The sequence below is a fragment of the Brachyspira intermedia PWS/A genome (genome assembly GCF_000223215.1).
Lineage (GTDB): Bacteria > Spirochaetota > Brachyspiria > Brachyspirales > Brachyspiraceae > Brachyspira > Brachyspira intermedia.
Map to the genome: position 1 here is coordinate 2,629,571 of NC_017243.1, position 25,492 is coordinate 2,655,062.

A 25,492-nucleotide genomic window follows, 5' to 3' on the forward strand; every position below is an offset into this window, starting at 1 on the left:
ATTTTAATTATTATTATTCAAATATCACTCTTGGATTTTGATCAATATAATCAGCAGGTATATTATTAAATTCTTTAATCTTTGCTATTAAAGCATCTCTTATATCATTTCCTGTATGAACAACATTTTTTCCTTTTCTTCCTATAGGATTGTTCTCAGCATCAACATATCCATCTCCGCCGTCAAATACAAAATCTGATAAAATAACACTGTAATCTTTAGCCTCGCTTATATCCTCTCCATTCAATTTAGCTGATATTAACTCTCCGTTTGCTGTGTATTTTACTTCCATACCTTTAGAATACTGTAAGAATCCTCCATTTCCTCTCTTTTGACCTGAAAGTTTTATCATATCAAGCACATCTTTTCCATTCAATGAAACTATAATAACTTCATTATCAAAAGGAGCAAATTCATTCTGTATATTTCCTAAAGTAATATCACCTGATTTTAATACAGATCTTAAATTTCCAGAATTAATCATTACAATATCAACATTTTCATAAGAATCTTTTACTAAATCACATGCAAAATTTCCTATAGGCATAGAATTGGATCTTATTCCGTCATGAGCTAAATCCATAGGTAAAGTTCCTACTCTAACATTAAATTCTTTGTCAACTGTACCTTTCATCTCATCAATAAATGCAAGCATATCCTTATCCTGCTCTATTGTCTGATCCATAGCTACTAATTTATAGTCCAAATTATTTTTATCTACTATGCCATTATTAACATTAAAATTAATATGTCCTAAATAATGTCCATAAGAACCAGCCTGAACTATAGGAGTACCATTAACAACATCTGCTTTATCTAATTCAGTGTGACTATGTCCACCTATTATTATATCAAATGTATTAGGTATAGCTTCAGCAATTTTTTTATCACCTTCATAACCTACATGACTAAGTAATATTGTAACATCATTAGTAGTATTAAGCGGTGTTTGTTTTAGAAAATCTTTTAATGATTTAATTTCTTCTTCAAATATTAAATCTACAATGTTTTTAGGGCTATAAACTGAATCAGTTGTTGTTACACCAATAATTGCTACATTAAGTCCATTCACATTTGTAACTATATATGGAGTGGCATAATAACTATTATCTGCTTTATTTTTTATATTTAAAGAAAGTGTAGGAAATTTTCTTTCTTTCATTATCTCTGTAAAATTACTAAGTCCAAAATCTACAAAATGATTTCCAACAGTAGCAGCATCAACACCAATCATATTCATAATATCAACTTCATCTCTTCCCTGAAATACTGTAGAATAAATACTTCCAGTGATAGTATCTCCAGCATGAAGAATTAATACATTATCATTAGTGGCTTTTACCTGTTTTATATATGAAGCTCTTCTAGCAGCTCCATACATATAATTAGTTACATCTTTATTAACAACTCTCTCTTCCTCATCTTTTCCATGTGTATCATTCATATGTATTATAGTTAAATTACCTGTATTTCCTGTTTTCTTTACAGTAGAATTAGAACATGAATATGAAAACAAAAGAATCAAAGATAATAACAAAATAATATGCAATCTTTTAAACATTTGCACTCTCCTTAAAAATATTGTTTTTAAATTATATATCTATTATTCTCTTTTTCAAGATAATTTAATAAATAATAAAGCCTAGCATGTAAAAAACATACTAGGCTTTTAGTATAATATTACAAATACTATTTTATTAGTTTTCTCTTCTTTTCATTTTTTTCAATACTATAATAACAACACAAAGTAAAACTATAACACCTAAAGCAACAGGTATTACCCAGCCTTTATATGTATTGTCATTAGAAAGTATTTCATTCCATAAATCTTCCATTAAGATATTAGTTTCATCAGGTAAAGTTATATAAACTTCGCAGTTATCCAAAGTAGTTTGATCAGGATATATTATTCTATTATTTCTAGTTTCATCACTCATTATAGCGATAGCTCCGTCATTTGGAGAAGCATAATTTATAAACTCTATATTAGCTAATGCTATTTCAGGCTCAGATAAGAAATTGATATACATCTCAGCTAATTCAGGAGCACCTGAAGAAGCAGGTATACATATAGAATCTACAAATAAATTAGCACCTTTTTTAGGAATAACAAAATTTAAATCAGGATTATTATCTATCATAGTTAAAGAATCACCTGCATAATAAACACCTATAGCAGCCTCTCCAGCTTCCATCTTATCATACATCTCATCCATTACATAAGACTGTACCAAAGGTTTTTGAGTTTTTAAAAGTTTAGCACATTCTCTAAGTTCTGATTCATTAGTAGTATTTAAAGAATATCCTAAATATGCCTGAGCTATTCCGAAAGCATCTCTAGGGTTATAGTACATAAGTATCTGACCTTGATATTTTTTATCAAAAAGTATTTTCCAATCTATCATATCTTCACTTTCAGTTACTAAACTTTTATTATAAATTATTCCTGTTACTCCCCAAGTATAAGCTAAAGAATATTCACCTGTAGGATCGAAAGGTAAATTTTTAAATCTGTTTGCTATATTTGTATGAGCAGGTATATTTTTAAAATTCAATTTTCTTACCAAATTTTCTTTTATAAGTCTTTCTATCATATAATCAGAAGGAATTATAACATCATATTGAATACCACCAACTTTTAATTTAACATACATCTCTTCATTAGAAGCAAAAGTTGAATAGTTAACTTTTACTCCTGTAAGTTCTTCAAATAATTTGTTTACATCTAATGATCCGTCTGAACCATCTGATATATACTCGCCCCAGTTATAAACATTAACTGATAAATTTTGTCCTTTGTATTTATGATAATAGTTAGTATCAAATCTGCTTAAATTAACAGTTTGTGCATTTGCTACTATAGCAATTAACATAAAAACTGCAAAAAGTTTCTTTTTCATTTTTTTAATCTCCTTATAAATAATTTTTTATTAATGTTTATTTATTTTTCTTTTTAACTGCATCAAATATTTTTCTTTTTTAATCTCTTTTAAATTCATAACAACAAGACTCACAAGCACAACTATAAATATAACAGTAGATATAGCATTAATCTCTGGGCTTACTCTCTTTCTAGTCATAGAATATATAGTAATAGGCAAAGTCTGAGAAGTAATACCAGTAGTAAAATAGCTCACAACAAAGTCATCTAATGAATAAGTTAATGCCATTAGAAAACCTGCAAGTATTCCGGGAAGTATATCCGGTATAACAACCTTCCAAAAAGCCATTGAAGGAGTACAGCCTAAATCCAATGCTGCCTCATATAAACTATTATCCTGCTGTCTTAATTTAGGAAGCACATTCAATATAACATAAGGTACATTGAAAGTGATATGTGCTAAAATCAAAGTAGTAAATCCGAATTTAAGCTTCATTATAACGAATAAAAGCATTAAAGATATACCAGTCACTATTTCAGGATTTATTATAGATATATAAGTAATACCCATAACAGCACTTTTCATTTTTTTATTAAAACTGTTTATTCCAATAGCAGCCATTGTACCAAGTATAGTAGCGAATATAGAAGATACTGCTGCAACTATTATTGTATTAAAAAATGAATGCAGTATCAAATCATTAGAAAATAATTCTTTATACCAATTTAATGTAAAACCAGTAAATACTCCTCTTCCTCTTGCTTTATTGAAAGAGAAAAAAATTAGTATTGCTATAGGAGCATATAAAAATAAAAATATAAAAGCAATATAACTTCCTGATAATATTTTCTTTATCATAACGGCATATCCTTATAAAAACATACCCTTAACATCTTCATCTTCATCATCTATCTGCTGCATAAGCATAATAGCACATAAAGATATTACGATTAACACCAAACTTATAGCCGAACCCAAATTAGGATTATAAGACATGCCTAAAAACTGCATCTCTATCAAATCGCCTATAAGTATATTAGAGCCTCCTCCAAGCATACGCGAAATTACAAATGTACTTACAGCAGCTACAAATACCATTGTAACTCCTGCGGCCATTCCTGGTAAACTCAATGGAAATATTACCTTGCTGAATACATTGAAAGAATCAGCACCTAAATCCTGAGAAGCCTCTATTAAACTCTGATGTATTTTAGTCATAACAGAGTAAAGCGGTAGTATCATAAAAGGAAGATAATTATAAACCATTCCTATTAATACAGCTGCTTGAGTATTTATAAGTTTTACAGGGGAAATCCCCATAAACATAAGCATTTTATTTATAAGACCATTATTTTCTAATATTGTCATCCAAGCATAAGTTCTAAGAAGAAAGTTCATCCACATAGGAAGCATTACAAGCATTATTAAAGCATGCTGAACTGTTTTCTCCTGTCTTGATATATAATATGATAAAGGATAAGCAAGTATCAAACATATTAAAGTAGCAACAAAAGCAAGTATCACAGAACGAACTATAACAGGTGTAAATCCTGTAACATTTGCAAAATTGTTTAGAGTGAAATCTCCTCTTTGATTTGTAAAAGCAAAATATATAACTAAAAAAAGCGGTACTAATACAAAAACTAATGTCCAAATTAAATAAGGTATTGCTGGTATTTTTGTTTTCATATTATCACCTCTTCTACAGTTTTTTTCATAATATGTATATTTTCTTTGGCAATATCTATTCCTATTTCAGTACCTGCTTCCCATTTTTCTGTAGAATGTATTATCCATTTGTATCCATGGGCATCAAGCACCATCTCAAAATGCACACCTTTAAATATAGCAGATTCAACCAATCCGGATATATTAGCATTTTCAGGTGGCACAACTATTATATCTTCAGGACGTATAACAACATCAACTTTCTCTAGCTTTTCAAATCCTTTATCCACACAGTCGAATATATAACCGGCAAACTCTACAACATAATCATCATGCATAATGCCGTCTATAATATTACTCTCGCCTATAAAGTCGGCTATAAATGCATTCTTAGGTTCATTGTATATATCTTCAGGAGTGCCTATCTGAAGTATTTCACCGTCCTTCATTACTGCTACAGTATCGCTCATAGTTAATGCTTCCTCTTGGTCATGAGTAACATAAACAAAAGTAATTTCTAATGACTGCTGAATTTTCTTTAATTCTATTTGCATTTCTTTTCTAAGTTTTAAATCTAATGCTCCCAAAGGCTCATCAAGAAGCAGCACTCTAGGTTTATTGATAAGTGCCCTTGCAATAGCTACCCTCTGCTGCTGACCTCCTGAAAGTCTAGCAATATTTCTGTTTCCGTAATTTTCTAAGTTCACCATTTTAAGCATTTGATGAACTCTATCTTTAATCTCTGATTTAGGAACTTTTTTAAGATTAAGCCCGAATGCAATATTTTCAAAAACATTTAAATGCGGAAACAATGCATATCTTTGAAATACAGTATTTACTTCTCTTTTATAAGCCGGAGTATCATTAATAACTTTTCCGTCAAAAAGCACTTCTCCGGAATTAGGCTTTATGAAACCTGCTATAGTTCTAAGTATAGTTGTTTTACCGCAGCCTGATGGTCCTAAAAGAGTTAAAAATTCTTTATCTTTGATGTCAAGATTAAGATTTTCTAGTATAGAATTTTCATCATAAGAAACATTGATATTTTTTAAAGACACGATAATATTATCGCTCATAATGAAGCCCCCTATGCGTATATTTGCAATAGCCTCCGTAAAATTACGTATATACATCTTAACGTATAAAACGCAGTTTACTCGTCGCTTACCCGCATAGGGTTTTTTTCGTTCTAGCTAATTATAATTAATAATAAGCCTTTCTTAGTCAACAGATACACCTGCAAAGAATATCCATTACTCGAGCTATTGCATAATTAATTTTTAATTGGATTCAATATAATACAAATATAAATAATGTCAATAGTATATGAAATATTTTTATAATTTTTTATATAAATATTTTTCAATGCAAATAAAAAGGAGCTTATTAAAAGCCCCCTATTTTTTTATATTACTACTATTGCTGCTCAGTAAGAGTACCGCTCATTGATGGTGTACTACCAGGAAGAGTAATCTTAATAGTTACTGATGATCCAGTAAAAGAAAAATCTATACCATTAGCAGTATATTTTCCTTCTCCTGTCTTTGTAATATCTGCTTTTGGAATATTAAGATTATCGAAAATAGTATCAACAGTAAAGGATGCTGAACCATCATTATTTACTACAAGAGTTGATTGATATTCTAAAGATGATGCGGTGTCATATTTCATTTTACCAGTGTATGTTCCAAGATAGCTAGAATCTATACCTGTAACTGTTGATCCTGTTGTATCTTTGTTGCTGCAGCTTATCACTAAAAAACTTGATACTAATAAAGTAAATAAAAATAATTTTTTCATCATATTTTTCTCCTTTTTTGATATTTAAAAATGATATATATCTTTTTTAATTAGTCAATACAAAAATAGTAAAAAATAAAAAAGGGGCTTTTTTAAGCCCCCTTTATTTATTAAAGTTTAATTATTTATAATATTATATTTATGGTTTCCATGTAAGAGTAATAGGATCAGTACCTTCAAATGTTAGATATACTGTTTTATCATTATTAAAATCAAGCTGGAAAATATTATCTTTAAATTTATATTTTGTATCTGAATATTTATCAATGTCTGTAGAAAAAAATACTTTATTAATATCATTAGGGACAGTAGGATTAGATACACGTTTTAAAGAACCGCCTCCATCAGCATTAACTGTAAGAGTAAAAGTCATTGACTGAGTAGTAGGATCAGGATTATATATAGTACCTTCATAAGTACCAACATATATTGAATCTATACCTGTACCTATAGGCTTTTCTTCTGTTGATCCTGTTGTATCTTTGTTGCTGCAGCTTATCACTAAAAAGCTTGATACTAATAAAGTAAATAAAAATAATTTTTTAATCATATTTTCTCCTTTTTTAATATTCTATAATATTATACACTTTCACAAAGTAATCAATATCAATTTATAATTAAAAATTAATAATGTCAATAATATATTTTATATAAATATTTTTCAATGCAAATAAATAAGGGCTTATTAAAAGCCCCTTTTTTGATTTATTTTATATGATCTTTATTACTATTTTTTTGTAAGAACGATATCTTCATTATATGAATTAGGCTCATGTAATGTTAAAGTTGAACCATCACTAGCGAATTCAAATGTTCTAGTAACTTCCCCAAAGAATTCGGTATTGTATTTTGTATCTGAAACTTTAAAAATCTCCTTAGGCACAACCTCTCCATTATAAGTATTGGCATCTGATGTTTCTACATAGAATAATTTATATCCGCCATCATTAGAAATTGTAATTCGAAGTACACTTAATACGGTTCCATTTTTCTTTTGAACATTTAATGCTTCGTAAATTTCGCCTGCATATTTTAAATCTATGCCTGTTCCTACTCTAGTTTCTGTACCTGTTGATCCTGTTGTATCTTCGTTGCTGCAGCTTATAACTAAAAAACTTGATACTAATAAAGTAAATAAAAATAATTTTTTAATCATATTTGCTCCTTTTTTGATATTTAATAATGATATATATCTTTTTTAATTAGTCAATACAAAATAGTAAAAAATAAAAAATGTGGATTTTTAAGCCACCATTTTATTTTTATCAAACTTTTATTGTTGTTTTGTTAGATATCCAGAACCAACATTTGGGTTTACACTAAAAGTAACTCCTCCATCATCAAATACAAATGTAAAATTATTATCAGTAGTAGTCAAAGTATGATATTGAGTATCTGAATCTTTAACTATAGTTTCTGGAGGCAATGTAGGAAAAGGTATTGTATTCATAGTAATAGTTACACCAGTAGAATCAATTTTTAATATAACTGGAATTTTTTCCCCAGTAGTTTTATCAGAAATACTGCCAGAATAAGTATTATACCATTTAGAATCTATACCTGTACCTATAGGTTGTTCTCCTGTCGATCCTGTTGTATCTTTGTTGCTGCAGCTTATCACTAAAAAGCTTGATACTAATAAAGTAAATAAAAATAATTTTTTAATCATATTTGCTCCTTTTTAATATTTAATATAAATAAATATATTTTTGTTAATTAGTAAATACAAAATATTTTTACATACTAAAAAATATATAAATAAAATAAGTATTTTACAAAACTATATTATTATAGGAATTTTATTATCTTACCAAAGTACCTTTTATTGATTCTGTATCACTAAAATTATATAGTGAAACATATACTGATGAAGATGTAAACTCTAGACTAAAAGAATAAACACCCTGAATACCGCTATATTGACCATTACCATTATTTTTAATATTTGATGCCTCGAACTTAGTATAGCTACTTCCTAAATACAAAGTAAAAGAACCATCGCTATTCACAGTAATAGTAGCACTCATAGTACCTGATTTGTTACTATCAATTTTGCCTGAATATGTATTACCTATATATTCTTGGTCTATACCATTATCATCTCCTAAACCCAATATATCTTTAACACCACATCCAACTGACAAAAAACTCAATAATGATAAAACAAATAAAAATTTAAAAATATTGCTTTTCATAGATACCTCCTAAAGTATTTTGATTATAATTATATTTTTTACTATGTCAATATAAAGTTTTCATAATTAAAATATTATGCTTAAAATTAATAAGGATATAGCATTAATAGTTATATTCCAATGATATTTCAAAAGCATGTTCTAAAATTTCATTGCTCTTGAAAGGAGTATAATAATTAAAAGTAAAACTAAAATTATTATAATTGATAAGAAGTTTGGTATTTAAATCCATTTTATAATTAGGAGAATGAGAAAAATAAGTTATTATATTAAATAAATTATTAAGGAAAGATAAATAAAGCCCTATAGAATAAAATGAATGACTATCTTCATAAAAATATTCTACATAAGGACTAAGTATAAAATCATAATTATAAATAAAAGTATAATTAATACCTAATAAACTTTTTATATCATTAAGACTTTTTCCTAAATTATTGCTACTTAAAATATTATAAGTAACATTTCCATAAAGTTTAAAACCTATATCAAATATATATGAAGCCTCAAAACCAAGCATTAAATTATTTTGTTTTTGCAAGTCATAAGTATATTTTGTTATTCCCATTAATCCCAAATGAGATGAGGAATATTTTAAATAATACCAAGAAGTATAATACTGAGGTTCTTTTAGTAAGTCTATTGATTTAGTGTCTGTAATGAATCCTATTGAATGAGTAATATTTCCCTGATAAAAATTAAGCTCGGTATTATATAAAGCCTCATAATCATTATAAAGTACGCTTTCACCAACAAACATATACTGCCTGTTGAAACCTTCTCCGAAATGGAATTTTCTCTTTCCTATATAAAAACCTAAAATTTCATTTATATAATTAAATTGTATTTCATCGAATGTAAAAGACAAATATGCCTTATTATCATGCTGTTTTATAAGATTTCCATTATCATAAATAAGTTCTCTATTATCTTTTGTATATATTCTAATTGCAGGCTTGAATGAAAAATAAAAATTATTGTTAAGATATTCAAAACCTAAATAAAAATAAGTGTCATTACTTAATATTGAATTTGGTATATATTGGCTTTCTTTTAAATCTATATAATTAAAACTATTCTTTATACCGAATTTAGGTGTTATATCGGCGAATGCTATAGAGGATACAGCAAATATAAAAAAATTAAATATATTTTTGTACGATGCATTTATTACCAAATGTTTTTATTATTATTTAAATAAACCAAAAAGCATTTTCATGTTCTCGCTTCTAAAATAGGAACTTGATGAACTTGAAGGCTCTGTCTTTGATATATTACATACTGTACTTGTATTGGTATTAATAATCAAATTATAAAATTCCATATCATTAAAATAATTATCTTTTATTTTGTATATACCTCTTTTCAATGCCTTTCCGCTATTATCAAAAAAATCTATGCTATATCCGCCGGCAATTTTTTTTAGTGTAGCTTTGGCATAAGGTACGCTTCTATTTTTCTTTACTAAATTTACTTCTTCATCACTAACAACTTTTTCTATCTTATAATCATCGGTAAAGTTGATAGACATTAAATCATTCATATTTGCAGCACCTGTTACAACATAGCTTCCTGAAATTTTTAAAGGTGAAACCTGATTCTTTGACTGCACAAAATATCCCTGATCATTAGCAAGAAAAAGAGTATTATTATTTTTTAAATACATCAATTTATAGTTTTTTCCAACTATCATATCAAAATTATTAACTTTCTTTTTGCCGTCTTTTATATCAGTAAAAGTGCCGGACATCTTATAACTTTTTCCGTCTCTATTATAAATTTTAACAAAATCATCAAATATATTCTGACTGTACAAATTAAAAGATAAAATGCTTATTATAAATAAAATTTTCACTATTTTTTTACACATACTTTATCACCTCTATTATAGGCATTCTAATAACCTTTATTATTGGATAGATCCCTGCTAGTATAGAAACAGATAATACCCATGCAAATATTAAAACAGTATCTTTAAATGTTAGTAATAAACTTAAAGCATAACCATCTGTAGCACCCGGAAATTTCATTACAAAATTTGAAGCATTAAGTATACCTGAAGCACCATAAGAAATAATTATTGAAATAACAGAACTCAATACAGCCATTATAATAATTTCCAAAAATAAAAGTAAAGTTACATTTTTTATATTTATTCCTAATGCACGCATAGTACCGAATTCATTCAAACGCTCTAAAAAATTTGTTGTAAGCATTTGCATAACTGAAACAAATACTAATATACTTAATATTAATAATGCTATTAAATAATTATTAGTATTCATATCAATAACAGAAAGTAAAAATGCATTCAAATCCTTCCAATCTTTAGCTTCATAATTTAAATTGTTTTCATTAAAATATTTATTAAGACTATTTTTTATTTCAGTAGCCTTTTTATAATCTTTTAAATATACGAGTAAATTATGAGCATTACCATATTCAAGACCAAAAACCTCATACATAGCATTAAGAGGACAGTAAAGAGTAATAGCATCAGAAGCACTATTATTCAAAGATATTGAACCTACCGCCATTAAAGAACCTAGATTTATACCATCTCCGAAATCTGTCATCAAATTTAAATAAGGCGTATCATCATAATTAATATTAAAAAACTCTCCCAAATCTTTGCCCAAAACCATAGTATCAATATCATCATCAAATATAGGAGTTCCTGCCTTTAAAGAAACTGATGACATTATTTTTGATGATTTCTCATAAGCATAACCTGAAAAGAATTTACTTTTACTTTCATTACCTACAAGTCCGCTTATATCGAGTTTTTTCTGATAATCATTAATTTCATTTATAGTGTCAAGTTTTTTATAAATTGCTTCAAAATCATTATTATTAAGCATATTGATTTTTTCGCTTTTTGTATCCCAATAAGATTTATCAGCTATTACAACAGAGCCTCCGCTTGTATTAACACTTATAATAATACCTTCTTTTGTGAAGTTATTATATCCGCTTATCATCATAAGAGATACGAAAGACACTATAATAAGTATCATATTTAAAATTGTTCTGGTTTTATTATACCAAAGATTATCGAATGCTAATTTTATTATATTCATTTATCTGTCCATTGTAGTTATTAATAAAATTTTATTATTGTTCTTTTTCCCGCCGCAAAAAGAACCAAAAAGTGCAAGTAAAAAATACTTTTAAATAATATTAATTATATTTTAAAGGTAAGATAAATTATGCATTTTAAGTTAAAAATATAGCCTTTTTGCTTCTCGCCGTAGGCGGGCTTCGCCTGTGGCAATACCACAGGCACTTCCTACGGTCGCCCTGAAGGACTCCCTTCGGTCGCAAAAGAAGTGGGGGTGTGGGAGCAAAGCCACCACAAAAAAACTAAAAATTATTACTATATATTGAGTATTATTCCTCCATCCCTCATAATATATTTTTTGTCTGCATAATCTTCTATCAATTCATCATGCGAAATAAAAAATCCTATACCGTTTCTTTTCTTTATAGTATTTCTTATATATTCATAAATAAATTTGCTCGTTTCAGTATCCAAATTCGCACTAATCTCATCGCCGAATATATAAGGTGCTTCGCTTACTAATGCCCTAGCAATTGCAACTCTCTGTTTCTGTCCTCCTGAAAGCTGTTCCGGTTTCTTCTTTTTTAAATTATCTATTTTTAAGTTTTCTAATATTTCATTAACTTTTTTATTTATATTAGAAGAACTTTCATTTAAAAACTTAAGAGGTAAAGCAACATTATCAAATACACTCTGAGTTTTCAAAAGCTCAAGCGACTGTAAAATGAGCCCTATATTTGAAAGCCTGAAACTGCTTCTTTCTTTATCGCTTAATTTTGACACCTCATTATCATTCCAATAAACAGAACCTGAAGTCGGAATGTCTATACTCGATAATATATGAAGAAGCGTACTTTTACCAGCTCCGGAAACTCCAGCCACCCATACAATTTCTCCGTCTTTTATTTCTAAACTAATATTTTTATTTGCTGTTATATTATAATCTTTAGTTTTATATATCTTTGAAATACTCTCACATCTTATCATAATTAAAAGTCAGAACCCTCCGCACTCAAAAATCCGTCCTTACCTTTATCATAAGAACTCTTTAATAAATATCCGTAAAAGCCTTTAGGATACATTTTTAAAGCTTCATCTAATTCTTTAAAAGCCTTATCTGTTTCATTTACTTTCATATATGCCATAGATCTATAAATATAAGCTCTGTAAACCATATAGTCTGGTAAATTGCTTGTATCATTTAAAGAACTTATTACAGAATAATATGCAGCATTATTATAAAAACCTAAAGTAGCTATCTGCCACATTCCATATACTTGTTTTGCCCTTATATTATTTTTATCTTTTAATAAAGCCATACGTGCATAGGTATACATATCAACTATAACACTATAAGGATATTTGTTATTAAAAAAAGCAAGTGAAGTAAATGAGTTTGCAAAATTAGCGAATGAAGCATAAATATCTGAAGAACCTTTTTTGAAAACTTTATCTTTCTTAAGGTTATTATATATCTCACCTAAAGTCTTATAATCTTCTTCAAAAGTTCCGTTTGCAATAGATACATTAGCCCAAAGAGTATAGCATTCTATACTTAAATGCATTTTCTCTTCTTCTCTTAAATTGCTGTTATTAACTCTATTTAAAATATCCTTAGCTTCGCTCGTTCTTACAAGTCTTGCTCCTGAATGGTATTCATTATTTTTATTGTCTATTTCTTTTAATATGGAATTAGCTTCGCTTGAAATCTCTCCGTATAATCCGCATAAAAAGAAAACGTTAATAAAAATCAAAACAATCACTCTAAACATTTTAATATCCTTATATTTATTCAACTTTTTCCCGCTGCAAAAAGTGCAAATACTATAGCTTTATATAATTGCAATACATATCAGTATATTTAATAATAATTCTTAAATATATCAATTAAACATTCCTTTTCCTTTGGCATTCATATCAATAATATTTTTTATAAAAGCTCCTTCTGGAAATATATCTTTTGCCATTTTCATGTACTTATCATAATTGGCTTTATCATTATTTTTAAAATAAGCCTGAGAAGTCCATAAATAAACTATATGCTTTTCCCATTTCTCTTTGGCACTATTTTCAGCCTTTTTAAATATTGGAAGCGATTTATCTATTCCTCCGCCTACAAATTCAGGGCTGTATGCTGTGAGTATTGCTTTACCCAAAAGAGAAGGAAAATGATTCGCATTGATTTTTAAAGCATTGTCATATATTTCCCCTGCCTTGCCTGAAAGTTTTATAACATCATTAAATGAAGAATAATTAATAGCTCCGCTCATCACATCAGCAACAGAAGACAAGTAATCAGCATCTTTCTCCGATAAAAGAGGAGTATTCTTTTTTATATTATCATTCAATAATTTATAAGCCTCTCTTTTACTTCTAGGATTCATATATATGTCCATAAGTAAAATAAGATTATCATAAGTTTGTTTTTCTATTTTTCCAACATTTGCTTTTTTCATTTTTTCTATAGCGAGATTTAAATCATCTGCTTTATTTGTATTAGCCATATAATACAAGTTATAAAGTTCATTAAATTCTTTACTGTATGAAAAAGCTGAAATAGTCAAAACTAAAGATAAAAATAAAACTGTCAAAATCTTTCTCATCATATTAAATCCTCCTTAAAACAAAATACAATAAAAAACTACTCATTAATATTGTTAACATTGTTCTCTTTATTTAAATTATTATCATTATCTTGATTATTCTCATTATTATTTAAATTATTAGCAAAAAATGCTTTGTCTTTTATCTTCATATAAATGAAATAAGAAACAATAACAGCTATAAAAGTAAATATCATAGAATTAATATAGAAAAATGAATGTTCCATTATTATAGTATTATAATTTGATACATTATCTTTAGAATAAATTAATAAATAAAATGTACTTACAATTAATTCTAAAAATGTTATTATAACTGCTATAGTCAAAGCCATACTAATGTTAATATCAATTCCTTTTTTTAATGCTTTTTTCTTGAAAAAATAAATTAACAAAGAAGCTAATACAACAAACAATATATTAATCAATACATTAGCTGAATTTCTCAATGCAGTCTGCAAAAAAACAAGTACTAAATTATTCAAATAAGGAAGAAGTTTTATTATGCTAAATGCAAGTAAAAATATATAGCTTGCAATTCCAATCCCTATTGAATAAATAGGAGAATACAAAAAAGCAGGAAGTATAAAAAATATTTTTAATAAATTAAAGCTCCTTAAAAAAGGCACAAAAGAACATGCAATATAAAGTACAACACATATAAAAGAAAATATAATTCTATTTTTTTACTATTCATCAATCTCTCCATATTTTTCAACTAATCAGGCCTTTACATCGCAAAAAAATGGCTTATCTTTTATTTTAATATAAATGAAATAAGAAATCATCACAGCAATAAAAGTAAATATAACGCTAACAACATTAGCAATAAGCTGCTGTATTATTAAATCATTATTAATAGTTATATTATTTACCATAAAGTAAAAAAAGAATGATGAAAAATTAAATGCACTTACAATAAATTTAATAAACGTAATTATACCAGCTGTTATTAAAGCCATATTTATATTAAAATCAGTACATTTATTTTTAATATATTTTTAACAAAATAAATAGTCAAGCAAGTTAATACAATACCAACTATATTAATAATAATACCAAAAGCACTTTGAAATATTAAATAAATCAAAGTTACAGGCGTAGAATCTAGTTTAGTAAAAATTCTTATAATTTCAAACATTCTAAAAAATATATAATGTAAAACTCCAATAATTATTGAATAAACAGGAGAATATAAAAATGCAGGAAGTATAAAAAATACGCTAAATATAGTAATACAAGTTACTGCAATTATATTTAATAGTTCCGAATTGAAAGGTATTAAATAAAATGATAAACCCAATGCTGTATAAAAGATTAAGCATAAAAAAGAAAATATAATTTTATTTTTAATACTTCCCATTAATAATAAACTCCAAAATATTAAAACATTATAGCGCTGATTATTAAATTCATAACCAAACTATTATTATTATCAACACCGAAAGTTAATTGTAAAGGTGTTGTTCCGTAAAGATTATACCCTATTCCTCCGCCTACAACATATAATAAATTACCTTTATCAATACTACTTTCAAAATATTTTCCATAACCTACATTACCAAAAGCAACTAAGTATATATCATTAAAACCAGAAGGAAGAAATCTCATAAAAAATTTATATTCAAAATGGGCAAATGTAAGAAAGTCCATATTTTTAACATGTGCTTCCAAATTTGATAAAGGCATCATCATAAGAGAGTATAAATATTTAAAGCCTATAGAATATTTTTTCTCGCTTTTATCAAAATAAGCACTATATCCTATATAAGGCATAATTCCAAGCTCTCCCCAATAATGGAAGAATGAATAAGGCATGCTAGCTGAAACATTATAAGAATACTGCTTTTCATTAGGTATAATGCTTGCTCCTACACTAGCATTGAATTTTAATTTATTAACTCCATCATCAACAAATGTAGAACTTAAACCAATACTCTGATTAATCTTAAATATAGAACTTAATCTATAAACCTCTCTTTCAGAAGTTAACATTTTACCTATATTCATACCATAATAAATACTAACATTATCAAAAGAATAACCTAATTTTAATTGTCCGTAATATTCCAAATCTTTATAATTGAATGTAGCAAATGGAGGTGTTATTCCTTGTTTATAATTCAAATCTATAAAAAATCTTCTGTATCTGTATTCCATTCCAACATTAGCAAATATTCCAAATGATGATTCTGCACCATAATCAAAACTTATTCCTACACGAGGAACATATATAAAATGAGAATTCTTTTTATATGCATATCCAAAATCAACAGAAAATGGAAATCCGAAATAATTATAACTATAATGGAAACCTGAGTTTACAAAATCATTCTGAGCAAAAAGGAAACTTGATAATATAAAAAATAGTAATAACAACCTTTTCATAAAAACAATACACCTACTATTTATCTTATACTACTATTATAACACAAGTATTATGTCTGTCAATATACTTTGTGTAAAGTATTACAAAATTTAACTCCTATAATAAAAACAAATCATTTTATGAACTGTAAACTATCTGGCAACTAATTAAGTGTATTTACAAATAGTATATATCTAGACAACTATATTTTGTCAACTACTAGCCTATACCCATTGGGTACGCTTCGCGGAGGCAATCCGCACAGTATATCATAATATTATGGATAGTCCTTTATACGTGCGGCTGATTATTTATCATTATACAAAATTAATCATTTATCTAACTATTTTATCCAAGTTTATCGAGGATATAAGATTGACAGCAACTATAAGGAGTACCTGATAAAATCCACTGTAGGTATGGTTCACAGTTGAAAAAGACAACATAAAAATTAATTTAAAACTTTTCAGTATATTCAAATATTCTGCTTCTAAATAAATGATAATCTGCAATTATAGAAATAGTCCAATTCAATATTCCATTGAAAGCCCAAATAAACCATAAATAATTATTATATTGATATGTAATGATATTTACAATAATCATTATCACAGAATAAATTATAACAGCAATAATAGAATTTTTTAAATTAATTTTATATATATCATAACTGTACTTTCTTATTTTGGGTTTTATATTATCAGAGAAATTCCAAAAAGAATAAATCACTATATAAATAAATAATACCAAATAAAAATAAGGCATAGTAAGTTTATAACCTATTTTAGTAGTTTCATTAAAAAAACTTAAATTATTTACAATCAAACCAACAATAAAAGCTAAAAGAGCTGTAGAAAAAGATGATATTAAAGCTGTTAATATTTTTATATATAAATTATGAACAATTTTTGCATCTTTGCTTATATCTTCAAAAACTTCATCAATATTTCCAAGCTCATCTATAGATTTACTGCATGCTTCTTCATATTTCATTCCATTTTTTACATAATGCTGAACTTTGGAATTTAACATATCTTTTATTTCATCTAATTGCTCAAGAACTTCTTTAGTATTAGGGTATTTCTTTTTAATATTTTTATAAAACTCATTAATATTCATCATCATTTCCTATTAATATTTTTATCAGAATTTTTAAAAAATTGATAAAATAAAAACACAGTCAAAGGCCAAGATAAAAAGTATATAATAACAAATACAAACCAAATATGATGCGGACTAAAAAACATATTAAATATAAATACCGCTATAGATATAATAATAAAACCTATTATAGAATATTTTAAATTTATCTTATAATCATTGTAAGTATATTCTACCGTTTCATATATATTACGCATATTAATAAACTGTATCACTATAAGTAAAAAATACTAATTATTCCAGAAATGATAAAAAATATGCTGGCAATCAATGAATTATTTATATAAGAAAAAAATGATATATAATTATTTTTTAAAGATATAAAGCATAATAATAAACTTAAAAAAGCCACAATAACAATATCAATAGTACCAACAAATAAATATAATCTGTATTTATTAACTATTTTTGTATCCTTTGATAATTCCTCAAGAAGTGAATCTACATCTCCGAAAGATTTAAGTGCCTTTTTAAAAGCTTCTTCTTTAGAATCATTTATATATTCTTCGCTTTTCATATATAAATAATTTCTAAGTTCTTCAATTTGATCTCTAATTTTTTGAGTATTAGGGTATTTATTTTTTAATTCATTACAAAAATCATCTATCATAATATTTTCTCTGCCTAATATATCTATTCAATATCAAGAAGTTTATCTATTATCTTTTTAGTGAATAGCCATATTTCTCTTTCTTCCTGCAAAAACTTTTTACCTTCTTCAGTAATTTTATAATATTTTCTTCTTCCGCCCTGACTTTCATCACCCCAATAACTTTCTATTAGCTTTTTTCCTTCAAGTCTTCTTATAGCACTGTATAAAGTCTGACCATTAATCTCATATTCTCCATTAGTTTTATCAGTAATTAATTTAGAAAGTTCATAACCGTAAGAATCATTATCTTTCAAAAAATGCAGAACAACAGCATCAATATGACCTCGTATTATATCGCTTTCTATATACATTAATACTAACCCTAAACTAATTATAATTTATTTTTTAAAGTAAAATAAATATGGAATTTTGTCAATAACCAAAAAAATAATTTATACTTGTTTCAAAACTTTAGCTGATAAAATTATATGTAAAATTATTATAATATATATTGTATATACCTAAAAAACTATATTTTTTCAAAATTAAAATTATATTTTCTTTTTAATATATGGGGCTTTGCCCCATACACCAGTTCTTTTATTGGTATAAAAGAACCTATATCCTCAACAGGCTCGGATACGCTTCGCGAACAACTGCATTTTTGACCTACAATAGGGTATTACACTATACTTAATACATATTCTTAAAATATAAAGTTATAGCAATTGCGTTTTCGCGAAGCGTGCCTGCGGCAGCAACTTTGACGAAGTCCGCAGAGCGTGTGCGGCTGGAAAAAGTTGAATAAAAATTGACAAAATATAGTTGTTTAGGTAGAAAAACAAGTACATAAATTATTTATCAGCGTATCTGAAAGTATTAACGGCAAGCATCAAAGCAATTATTAAACATACTAAAAGTACAGCTATTCCAATAAAATATGCATGAAAATCAAAATAAAAAGCACCTCTAAAGGCATTCAAAAAATACTGGAAAATATTTAATTTACTTAAAATTTTCACTATATTTGGAGCATTGTATAAAGAATAATATCCGTCACTCAAAAACATAGAAGCCATCAAAATAATATTATATAATATGCTTGCAGTTTCATTATTTTTAACCAGACTAGAAACAAAGAAGCTTATAAATATATAAAGCAAAGAAGCCAATATAATTACAGGCAAAAATAAAAGTATAGAAGCAAAAGAAAATTCCAATTTAAAAAATAAAGCACATACAAAAAATACAAATAAACAGCTTATAATAGATATTATCACCCAAGCACATGATAAACTTATAATATATTTGTATAAAGGAAGAGGCGTTACTTTAAGTAAATTATAAACTCCTCTCCTTCTCTGACTAAGCACATTAAAACTTGTAGTCATAAAGGAATAGGCAAGCACACTCACACAGCTCATAGCGGTAAGTATATGCACGGTATAGCTTTCCATTTTGAAAAAAAGTCCCAATGATATAACTATCACCAAAGGAAAGAATATAGACCAAAATATAAGAAAAGGATCTCTTATAGCTTTTTTCATTGTGAGTTTAAATATCGTTTTCATAATAATTTTTTAATATATATTTATAATTTTTTGTTGTTCTTTTTCCCGCCGCACACGCTCTGCGGACTTCGTCAAAGTTGCTGCCGTAGGCACGCTTCGCGAAAGTGCAAATATAAAATTAGTGCTAAATCATACTAAAATTGTCTTACACGTAAAATAATTTATTACATTTAAGTTCAAATATAGCCTTTCGCCATAGGCGGGCTGTGCCTGCTTCTTTGTGGCAACAAAAGAAGTGGGGGTGTGGGGGCTAGTCCCCACAAATAATAAAAATAATAAAATAATTTTTGACAAAATATATTTGTTTCAGTATATACTAAAATTAATAATTAGTAATATGCAGGTAAAGTTTCTCCAAACTGTCAAAATTATATTTATTTAAAAGTTCTTCTTTGCTGCCGCTTTCTAATATCTCCCCTTTATATAAAAATACTATTTTACTCGCAAGGTCCTCAACTTCCTCTAAATCATGAGAAGTAAAAAGTATAGTTTTATTATTTTTAGCAAGCTCTAATAACATGTTTTTAACATTATACCTTTCTCTAGGATCCAAGCTCGCAGTAGGCTCATCAAATATAAGTAAGTCCGGATTTTGCATAGTAGCTATCATTATAGCAAGTTTTTTCTGTTCACCTCCCGAAAGTTTTATAGCTGGAGTTTTTGGATTAAGTCCGTATTTTTTTGTAATGCTTTCTATTTCTTCATTACTCATTTTTATATCGTAAAGTGCTGAAAACATTAATATATTATCTCTTACACTGTAGCCCTCAAAAAACGGCGTGGACTGAAGCTGAACTCCTATATGCTTTTTATAATTATCTATATTTATTTTTAATTCGCCTTTATCAGCTTTTAATATTCCTAATAATATATTGATTAATGTTGTTTTGCCTGAACCATTAGGGCCTACAAGTGCTATTATTTCACCTTTATGTATATCAAAATTAACATTTTTCAAAATAACATTATTATTAAATTTCTTTTCTATATTTCTAGCACTAATCAATATTTCCATTATAACCAACTCAATATATTATAATATATACAAAAAATTTTTAAGTTTATCAATTTTTTGTTGTTCTTTTTCCCGCCGCAAAAAGAACCATACGAAGTACGCCTACGGCGAAAGTGCAAAAGAATTTTTTTCTAACCGTAGGCATACTTATATGTAGCAAGAAAAAAGTGGGGCTACCAACACAATTTACTACAGTTGCGGTAAAGTCCCAAATGTAAAAACAAAAATATAGCTATTTAAGTATAAACCCGCTGCATTAATAAAATTAACACAGCAGGCATACTAATTTACTATAAACTATTATAATAAATTAATTGTTAGTTGTAGTTGTTACGTTAACGCAGCAAGAACAACAACAAGAACAGCAACATCCTCCAGGAGTCAATACAACAGATTGGCTTTTTAGAGAACATGTTGTTCGTACTTTAGAAGAATATTTAATCATATAACAACTCCTTTTGATGTTTTTTATATTAAATTTTCTATATATAAAATATATAAAAAAATTAATACCAATAATTAAATTTTATGAATATTTGCTAATATTTTCAAATTGCCCAAAATAATAAAGCGTAAAAGATATATTGGCAAATACGGAAGGAATCAAACTTCCGCTATACTCAAATGTGAGAGCATTAATAGTTATAACAACAAAACAGGCTATAGTAAATATTAATGCCTGCTTTATGCTGTTTACTCTCAAAATTTCCTCTAATGAAAATAACATACTTACTATGAAAATAGTAAAAAATATACCGTAATCGCTAAACTGCATTTTTACAGCTGAATATATTACTCCGTTAAAGAATAAGCATTTGATTATACTTGCAAACATTATTAAAGTCCATTTAGGGTTGCTTCTTGAAGAATAAAGCATATCCACAGAAGGAACTAATAATATATTATTAAATATGGTATTTACTCTTATATCTTTATTGATTAAACTTATTACACTCATAATCAGTTCAAAAGCAGATATAACAGCAAAAATATTTATAAAAATATAAATTATATATTTTCTTTCTATATACAAATATAATAAAATATTTTGTTTTTGTATCAGACTTATTATAACAGCAAAAATAATCATTAAAAGCCAATATATATAAGTGCTTACATAAACATACATCTCATTATATTCAAGCCTGCTATGATTCATTAATTTAAAACAAATATTATTAATGATATTAGTACGTTCTGAAAACTTGATTATAATACCCAATATAAAAGATACGGCTATATATGGTAAAAGATTTAAAAATATCAATTTAATGCCTCTCTTTTATTTCTTCTAAATGATAATATATATAAAATAAAGTTCTGTAAAAAATGAGTAATTACAGGTGCTATTATACTAAAAGAAGAATATACAAATAATAAAGAATATATAATTCCTACAATAAATTTCTGAAATACAGCATTAGCTCCGAAATATATATGATTAATAGAGTATATAAATGCCGAAAGTATAATCACAATATAAATATTAATGCCAAATACATTATAAGTAATATTAAAAAATACCTGTCTGAAAATTATCTCCTCGCATAAAGCCCCTATAAATATAATGATAATATCAAATAATATATTCTTTTTTTCTATTATTTCATGAACTTCTATATTTTTTATCCAAAATCTATATTTAAAAAAATGAATGAGCATTGCTTCAAATATTTCTATACCTATACATACAAAAGACATAATAAAAGACAAAATTACAAAATAAATACTAATATTATAATTAATGCTTCCAATATACCCTGTAAAAAACACTATTATAACAAATAAAAGATAACTTAAACTATTTGGAAGTATAGTATTAATTCTTCCAAAATTTAATTTATAAAATATTCCAATCAAAGAAGTAGGAAAAGAAATAGCCAAAAGTACAAGAAAAGCACTAAGGTAAAGGGTGTGGAAATTCATTATTTGAAATTCCTCCATTATCAATGATTCTAGGATGCTTACTATAAGGGAAAGCAGGCATTGACATTTGAACAAGCTCCGGAACATATACACGCATCACATGCAAATCTTTATCAGATATTTCTGAAGGCGTAATATCCAAATAAACTGCATATTTTGACACATTATAAAGCCCTTTAAGTAAATATTCCAAATCTGATTCAGTATTTACTTCAAGATTTTTATATTTCTTTAATTCGATTTTATCCTGAACTTTGCTGTTAATGAATTTTAAATTTTTATCTTTATTTTCAGCATCAGCCCAATAATTAACATTACTGTCAAGATTAAGATAATTTTTTGGAGATACAGTTTCCAAATAATCGGCAGGCATTGATAAGGGTCCGTTAATATTTAATGTAAGTATAGCCAAAGCCTCCATAAAAGCTCTGTATATCACTTTTCTAGGATTAAGCCCTGAAGAAGCACCTACAACAATATAAGGAGATTTTTCATTTTTATTTTCAAGCATAACAGTAAATACATAACCCAATTTTTTGTCAACTGTATAATCAAAAACTCTCACATTATAATCAATATCTTTTAAAATACTATTAATAACTTCATTAAGAATATCATCATCAATAATAATTTCTTTAACTTTACTGTCAGTATACCATTTTATCATGCAGCTGTCGCATTCTATTATTTCGGTAATAGCAGATTTCAAAGCAAGGGGAATACTTTTATGACTTGCACTTCCCTTTGAAAATCCGCCTATAAATATTTTTTCTTTTTTATCTCTTCTAATAATATGCGATAAAAAGAAATTCTGTGCCGGTACATAATATTCTTTTTCTTTATCAAACAAAGAAGGAAGAAGCACCCAAGACAATATATCATCTTCTGTAATATTTTCTAAAATTCCTATGCTGTTTAATTTATTACAATCTTCATCGCTGTATATTTTCACATATTCAAATGGTATTATATTATCAGGATACTTTTCTTTTAATTGATTATATGAAGCGTATTTTAATTTTTCTTCAAAGTATAAATTTGCTGTAAATAATGCATATCTCTCAATGCCTTCACCCAATAATCTAATAATAGCCTCATCTCTATAAATACCATAACCTGAAAGATGATAATTAACTTCAGCATTATCGCCTAATAATATTTTATGATAATCTGGAAGCATTGCCGTACATGTATTAATATTTTCAGCAATAACAGAATTAGCCTGCATTATAATAAGAGAATCCATAATTCCTGTTTGGTGTCCGCAAATAGAATTGTATTTATTTAATATATTTTTATGGCTTGGATAATATTTAATCATATATTTTCATCTCTTTACTTAATTATTTCATAAATACCTACATAACTATAATTCATAAAAAATAAAATTATATTTTGTTTTTAATATATGTGGCTTTGCCCCATACCCCACTTCTTTTGTTGCCACAAAGAAGCAAAAAGGCTATATTTAACTTAAATTTGATATTTATATTGCTAAACACAAATTAATATTATTTAGTTATAATTTTTTACTATAACTTTAATATAACTTTGCTTGAAAAGTTTTCTATTATCTCCTTTGAAGAAGTATACATTTCATTATATTTAGCCTTGCTTACATTACCGCATGCAGGACAGAAAGGCACTCTTAATAAATCCTGAATTTGAATCTCTAACAAAGGTATATAAACATTAATAACGCGTCCTGCAAGTTTGCATTTACCTATAGTAGCAAATAAAAATGCTTCATACAATGCAAGAGAAGTAAATGTCTGCAAAATAGGCGTTATATATGTTCTTTTACCGTTTGATTTAAAATTCATAGTCTGCTTCACAAATTTATTATAAACTGATAAACTTTCATTTCTAGCTACTACCCTATTTTCAAAGCATTCATAACAGCCTGTTTCTTTGCCCTTTATTGTGGTAATATTCAAAAAAGGCCCATCTAATATTGATATAACTATTGGTATAGATTTATCAAGTAAAAGCCTGTTTATATTTCTAAGCAAATTTAATCTTGGCTTCTCGGCACTTACAACAACACATGATATATCATCAAATAATTTTATTAATTCTTTATGTTTTTCCATATTTTCAATAGCATCTGTTGTATCTGTGAGATTTGCTTTTTCTAGTTTTTTTATATCATCAGCATTCATCATAATAACATTCATATACAAATCTTCAGAAGTCAATTTAGCATACTCTTTCAATCTGTCATTATCTGTAATGAACATTATTTTATTTTTCTGAACCTTGCTTTCATCTGGTATATCATAAAAATATTCCCCTATAAACTCATAAACCGTATTAAGCATATTATTTTTTTTATCATCATACTCTAAAAATCTATTGCCTATAAGAGAAGATATAAGCTCATTTAAAAAATTACTGTCTTTATCATTTAGAGAAAATTTCTTTACTATATCATCAAAAGAAATCAATTTATCATCAAAAAGCTCTTTAGCTATGAATATTAAAGCTTCTTTTATAGTGTCATTTAAATCACTAAGCTCTAAAGAAGCCTCTTCAAAATTCCATATTCCCTTTCTAAATCTAATTTCATCATCAGAATTAAAGAAAATACTCACATTATCATAAAGTTTAATATTTTTTTTAGCCATTTTATTAACCTATTATTTTTATA

Annotated in this window: 29 protein-coding genes; all 29 read right to left on the reverse strand. The window is 26.7% G+C overall.

Annotation, left to right across the window (positions count from 1 at the left end; translation table 11 throughout):
• Positions 1-13: 13 nt before the first annotated feature.
• Positions 14-1,561 carry a bifunctional metallophosphatase/5'-nucleotidase gene (locus BINT_RS11310; protein ID WP_041177436.1) on the reverse strand — a complete coding sequence of 516 codons (1,548 nt, stop codon included), beginning with the start codon at positions 1,559-1,561 and terminating at the stop codon, positions 14-16.
• Positions 1,562-1,697: 136 nt separating this feature from the next.
• Positions 1,698-2,900, reverse strand: a complete 1,203-nt coding sequence (locus BINT_RS11315; RefSeq protein ID WP_014488714.1) for an ABC transporter substrate-binding protein — start codon at positions 2,898-2,900, stop codon at positions 1,698-1,700.
• Between the two features lie 30 nt (positions 2,901-2,930).
• A complete protein-coding gene (locus BINT_RS11320; protein WP_014488715.1) occupies positions 2,931-3,740 on the reverse strand; it encodes an ABC transporter permease in 810 nt (269 codons plus the stop codon).
• A 12-nt stretch (positions 3,741-3,752) separates the two neighbouring features.
• Positions 3,753-4,571, reverse strand: coding sequence for an ABC transporter permease (locus BINT_RS11325; RefSeq protein ID WP_014488716.1), 819 nt, complete (start codon positions 4,569-4,571; stop codon positions 3,753-3,755).
• Positions 4,568-5,626, reverse strand: coding sequence for an ABC transporter ATP-binding protein (locus BINT_RS11330; protein ID WP_041177437.1), 1,059 nt, complete (start codon positions 5,624-5,626; stop codon positions 4,568-4,570). The genes BINT_RS11325 and BINT_RS11330 overlap by 4 nt, the downstream gene beginning before the upstream one ends.
• A 340-nt stretch (positions 5,627-5,966) precedes the next feature.
• Positions 5,967-6,353: a hypothetical protein gene (locus BINT_RS11335; RefSeq protein ID WP_014488718.1), complete on the reverse strand. Its 387-nt coding sequence runs from the start codon at positions 6,351-6,353 to the stop codon at positions 5,967-5,969.
• A 136-nt stretch (positions 6,354-6,489) separates the two neighbouring features.
• The gene (locus BINT_RS14450) at positions 6,490-6,900 is read right to left on the reverse strand and encodes a hypothetical protein (RefSeq protein WP_014488719.1); all 411 of its coding nucleotides are present in this window, start codon (positions 6,898-6,900) and stop codon (positions 6,490-6,492) included.
• 177 nt (positions 6,901-7,077) lie between these two features.
• Positions 7,078-7,506, reverse strand: a complete 429-nt coding sequence (locus BINT_RS11345) for a hypothetical protein (RefSeq protein ID WP_014488720.1) — start codon at positions 7,504-7,506, stop codon at positions 7,078-7,080.
• A gap of 117 nt (positions 7,507-7,623) precedes the next feature.
• Positions 7,624-8,019 carry a hypothetical protein gene (locus BINT_RS11350; protein ID WP_014488721.1) on the reverse strand — a complete coding sequence of 132 codons (396 nt, stop codon included), beginning with the start codon at positions 8,017-8,019 and terminating at the stop codon, positions 7,624-7,626.
• Between the two features lie 133 nt (positions 8,020-8,152).
• Positions 8,153-8,545, reverse strand: a complete 393-nt coding sequence (locus tag BINT_RS11355; RefSeq protein ID WP_014488722.1) for a hypothetical protein — start codon at positions 8,543-8,545, stop codon at positions 8,153-8,155.
• A 103-nt stretch (positions 8,546-8,648) separates the two neighbouring features.
• On the reverse strand, positions 8,649-9,722 hold the full coding sequence (locus BINT_RS11360) for a hypothetical protein (protein WP_014488723.1): 1,074 nt from the start codon (positions 9,720-9,722) through the stop codon (positions 8,649-8,651).
• A 12-nt stretch (positions 9,723-9,734) separates the two neighbouring features.
• Positions 9,735-10,415, reverse strand: coding sequence for a hypothetical protein (locus BINT_RS11365; protein WP_014488724.1), 681 nt, complete (start codon positions 10,413-10,415; stop codon positions 9,735-9,737).
• A complete protein-coding gene (locus tag BINT_RS11370) occupies positions 10,408-11,625 on the reverse strand; it encodes an ABC transporter permease (protein WP_014488725.1) in 1,218 nt (405 codons plus the stop codon). Before BINT_RS11370 ends, BINT_RS11365 begins: the two co-directional genes overlap by 8 nt.
• A 296-nt stretch (positions 11,626-11,921) precedes the next feature.
• Positions 11,922-12,593, reverse strand: coding sequence for an ABC transporter ATP-binding protein (locus BINT_RS11375; protein ID WP_014488726.1), 672 nt, complete (start codon positions 12,591-12,593; stop codon positions 11,922-11,924).
• A gap of 2 nt (positions 12,594-12,595) precedes the next feature.
• The gene (locus BINT_RS11380) at positions 12,596-13,378 is read right to left on the reverse strand and encodes a hypothetical protein (protein ID WP_041177438.1); all 783 of its coding nucleotides are present in this window, start codon (positions 13,376-13,378) and stop codon (positions 12,596-12,598) included.
• 111 nt (positions 13,379-13,489) lie between these two features.
• Positions 13,490-14,212: a hypothetical protein gene (locus BINT_RS11385; protein ID WP_014488728.1), complete on the reverse strand. Its 723-nt coding sequence runs from the start codon at positions 14,210-14,212 to the stop codon at positions 13,490-13,492.
• A gap of 35 nt (positions 14,213-14,247) precedes the next feature.
• Complete coding sequence (locus tag BINT_RS11390; protein ID WP_014488729.1) at positions 14,248-14,838, reverse strand: hypothetical protein; 591 nt, start codon at positions 14,836-14,838, stop codon at positions 14,248-14,250.
• A 335-nt stretch (positions 14,839-15,173) separates the two neighbouring features.
• Positions 15,174-15,572, reverse strand: a complete 399-nt coding sequence (locus tag BINT_RS15200; RefSeq protein WP_014488731.1) for a hypothetical protein — start codon at positions 15,570-15,572, stop codon at positions 15,174-15,176.
• A 20-nt stretch (positions 15,573-15,592) separates the two neighbouring features.
• On the reverse strand, positions 15,593-16,597 hold the full coding sequence (locus BINT_RS11400) for a hypothetical protein (protein WP_041177439.1): 1,005 nt from the start codon (positions 16,595-16,597) through the stop codon (positions 15,593-15,595).
• A gap of 436 nt (positions 16,598-17,033) precedes the next feature.
• Positions 17,034-17,696 carry a permease prefix domain 1-containing protein gene (locus BINT_RS11405; protein WP_041177440.1) on the reverse strand — a complete coding sequence of 221 codons (663 nt, stop codon included), beginning with the start codon at positions 17,694-17,696 and terminating at the stop codon, positions 17,034-17,036.
• Positions 17,697-17,952: 256 nt separating this feature from the next.
• Complete coding sequence (locus tag BINT_RS15205; RefSeq protein WP_014488734.1) at positions 17,953-18,348, reverse strand: permease prefix domain 1-containing protein; 396 nt, start codon at positions 18,346-18,348, stop codon at positions 17,953-17,955.
• Positions 18,349-18,371: 23 nt separating this feature from the next.
• The gene (locus tag BINT_RS11415) at positions 18,372-18,701 is read right to left on the reverse strand and encodes a PadR family transcriptional regulator (protein WP_014488735.1); all 330 of its coding nucleotides are present in this window, start codon (positions 18,699-18,701) and stop codon (positions 18,372-18,374) included.
• A 483-nt stretch (positions 18,702-19,184) separates the two neighbouring features.
• Complete coding sequence (locus tag BINT_RS11420; protein ID WP_041177441.1) at positions 19,185-19,901, reverse strand: ABC transporter permease; 717 nt, start codon at positions 19,899-19,901, stop codon at positions 19,185-19,187.
• Between the two features lie 322 nt (positions 19,902-20,223).
• Positions 20,224-20,916, reverse strand: coding sequence for an ABC transporter ATP-binding protein (locus BINT_RS11425; RefSeq protein ID WP_014488737.1), 693 nt, complete (start codon positions 20,914-20,916; stop codon positions 20,224-20,226).
• 310 nt (positions 20,917-21,226) lie between these two features.
• Positions 21,227-21,361, reverse strand: a complete 135-nt coding sequence (locus BINT_RS15425) for a streptolysin S family TOMM toxin (protein WP_104618768.1) — start codon at positions 21,359-21,361, stop codon at positions 21,227-21,229.
• Between the two features lie 81 nt (positions 21,362-21,442).
• Positions 21,443-22,183 carry a SagF family protein gene (locus BINT_RS11430; protein ID WP_041177442.1) on the reverse strand — a complete coding sequence of 247 codons (741 nt, stop codon included), beginning with the start codon at positions 22,181-22,183 and terminating at the stop codon, positions 21,443-21,445.
• A complete protein-coding gene (locus tag BINT_RS11435) occupies positions 22,180-22,842 on the reverse strand; it encodes a CPBP family intramembrane glutamic endopeptidase (RefSeq protein WP_041177443.1) in 663 nt (220 codons plus the stop codon). Before BINT_RS11435 ends, BINT_RS11430 begins: the two co-directional genes overlap by 4 nt.
• Positions 22,817-24,163 carry a YcaO-like family protein gene (locus BINT_RS11440; protein ID WP_014488740.1) on the reverse strand — a complete coding sequence of 449 codons (1,347 nt, stop codon included), beginning with the start codon at positions 24,161-24,163 and terminating at the stop codon, positions 22,817-22,819. Before BINT_RS11440 ends, BINT_RS11435 begins: the two co-directional genes overlap by 26 nt.
• 211 nt (positions 24,164-24,374) lie before the next feature.
• Positions 24,375-25,469, reverse strand: coding sequence for a streptolysin associated protein SagC (locus BINT_RS11445; RefSeq protein WP_014488741.1), 1,095 nt, complete (start codon positions 25,467-25,469; stop codon positions 24,375-24,377).
• Positions 25,470-25,492 lie beyond the last annotated feature (23 nt).

Bases quoted from the DNA above. Each gene is read 5' to 3' on its own strand.
- BINT_RS11310 (WP_041177436.1), bottom strand. From the start codon at position 1,561: ATGTTTAAAAGATTGCATATTATTTTGTTATTATCTTTGATTCTTTTG.
- BINT_RS11315 (WP_014488714.1), bottom strand. From the start codon at position 2,900: ATGAAAAAGAAACTTTTTGCAGTTTTTATGTTAATTGCTATAGTAGCA.
- BINT_RS11320 (WP_014488715.1), bottom strand. From the start codon at position 3,740: ATGATAAAGAAAATATTATCAGGAAGTTATATTGCTTTTATATTTTTA.
- BINT_RS11325 (WP_014488716.1), bottom strand. From the start codon at position 4,571: ATGAAAACAAAAATACCAGCAATACCTTATTTAATTTGGACATTAGTT.
- BINT_RS11330 (WP_041177437.1), bottom strand. From the start codon at position 5,626: ATGAGCGATAATATTATCGTGTCTTTAAAAAATATCAATGTTTCTTAT.
- BINT_RS11335 (WP_014488718.1), bottom strand. From the start codon at position 6,353: ATGATGAAAAAATTATTTTTATTTACTTTATTAGTATCAAGTTTTTTA.
- BINT_RS14450 (WP_014488719.1), bottom strand. From the start codon at position 6,900: ATGATTAAAAAATTATTTTTATTTACTTTATTAGTATCAAGCTTTTTA.
- BINT_RS11345 (WP_014488720.1), bottom strand. From the start codon at position 7,506: ATGATTAAAAAATTATTTTTATTTACTTTATTAGTATCAAGTTTTTTA.
- BINT_RS11350 (WP_014488721.1), bottom strand. From the start codon at position 8,019: ATGATTAAAAAATTATTTTTATTTACTTTATTAGTATCAAGCTTTTTA.
- BINT_RS11355 (WP_014488722.1), bottom strand. From the start codon at position 8,545: ATGAAAAGCAATATTTTTAAATTTTTATTTGTTTTATCATTATTGAGT.
- BINT_RS11365 (WP_014488724.1), bottom strand. From the start codon at position 10,415: ATGTGTAAAAAAATAGTGAAAATTTTATTTATAATAAGCATTTTATCT.
- BINT_RS11370 (WP_014488725.1), bottom strand. From the start codon at position 11,625: ATGAATATAATAAAATTAGCATTCGATAATCTTTGGTATAATAAAACC.
- BINT_RS11375 (WP_014488726.1), bottom strand. From the start codon at position 12,593: ATGATAAGATGTGAGAGTATTTCAAAGATATATAAAACTAAAGATTAT.
- BINT_RS11380 (WP_041177438.1), bottom strand. From the start codon at position 13,378: ATGTTTAGAGTGATTGTTTTGATTTTTATTAACGTTTTCTTTTTATGC.
- BINT_RS11385 (WP_014488728.1), bottom strand. From the start codon at position 14,212: ATGATGAGAAAGATTTTGACAGTTTTATTTTTATCTTTAGTTTTGACT.
- BINT_RS15200 (WP_014488731.1), bottom strand. From the start codon at position 15,572: ATGGGAAGTATTAAAAATAAAATTATATTTTCTTTTTTATGCTTAATC.
- BINT_RS11400 (WP_041177439.1), bottom strand. From the start codon at position 16,597: ATGAAAAGGTTGTTATTACTATTTTTTATATTATCAAGTTTCCTTTTT.
- BINT_RS11405 (WP_041177440.1), bottom strand. From the start codon at position 17,696: ATGAATATTAATGAGTTTTATAAAAATATTAAAAAGAAATACCCTAAT.
- BINT_RS15205 (WP_014488734.1), bottom strand. From the start codon at position 18,348: ATGATAGATGATTTTTGTAATGAATTAAAAAATAAATACCCTAATACT.
- BINT_RS11415 (WP_014488735.1), bottom strand. From the start codon at position 18,701: ATGTATATAGAAAGCGATATAATACGAGGTCATATTGATGCTGTTGTT.
- BINT_RS11420 (WP_041177441.1), bottom strand. From the start codon at position 19,901: ATGAAAACGATATTTAAACTCACAATGAAAAAAGCTATAAGAGATCCT.
- BINT_RS11425 (WP_014488737.1), bottom strand. From the start codon at position 20,916: ATGGAAATATTGATTAGTGCTAGAAATATAGAAAAGAAATTTAATAAT.
- BINT_RS15425 (WP_104618768.1), bottom strand. From the start codon at position 21,361: ATGATTAAATATTCTTCTAAAGTACGAACAACATGTTCTCTAAAAAGC.
- BINT_RS11435 (WP_041177443.1), bottom strand. From the start codon at position 22,842: ATGAATTTCCACACCCTTTACCTTAGTGCTTTTCTTGTACTTTTGGCT.
- BINT_RS11440 (WP_014488740.1), bottom strand. From the start codon at position 24,163: ATGATTAAATATTATCCAAGCCATAAAAATATATTAAATAAATACAAT.
- BINT_RS11445 (WP_014488741.1), bottom strand. From the start codon at position 25,469: ATGGCTAAAAAAAATATTAAACTTTATGATAATGTGAGTATTTTCTTT.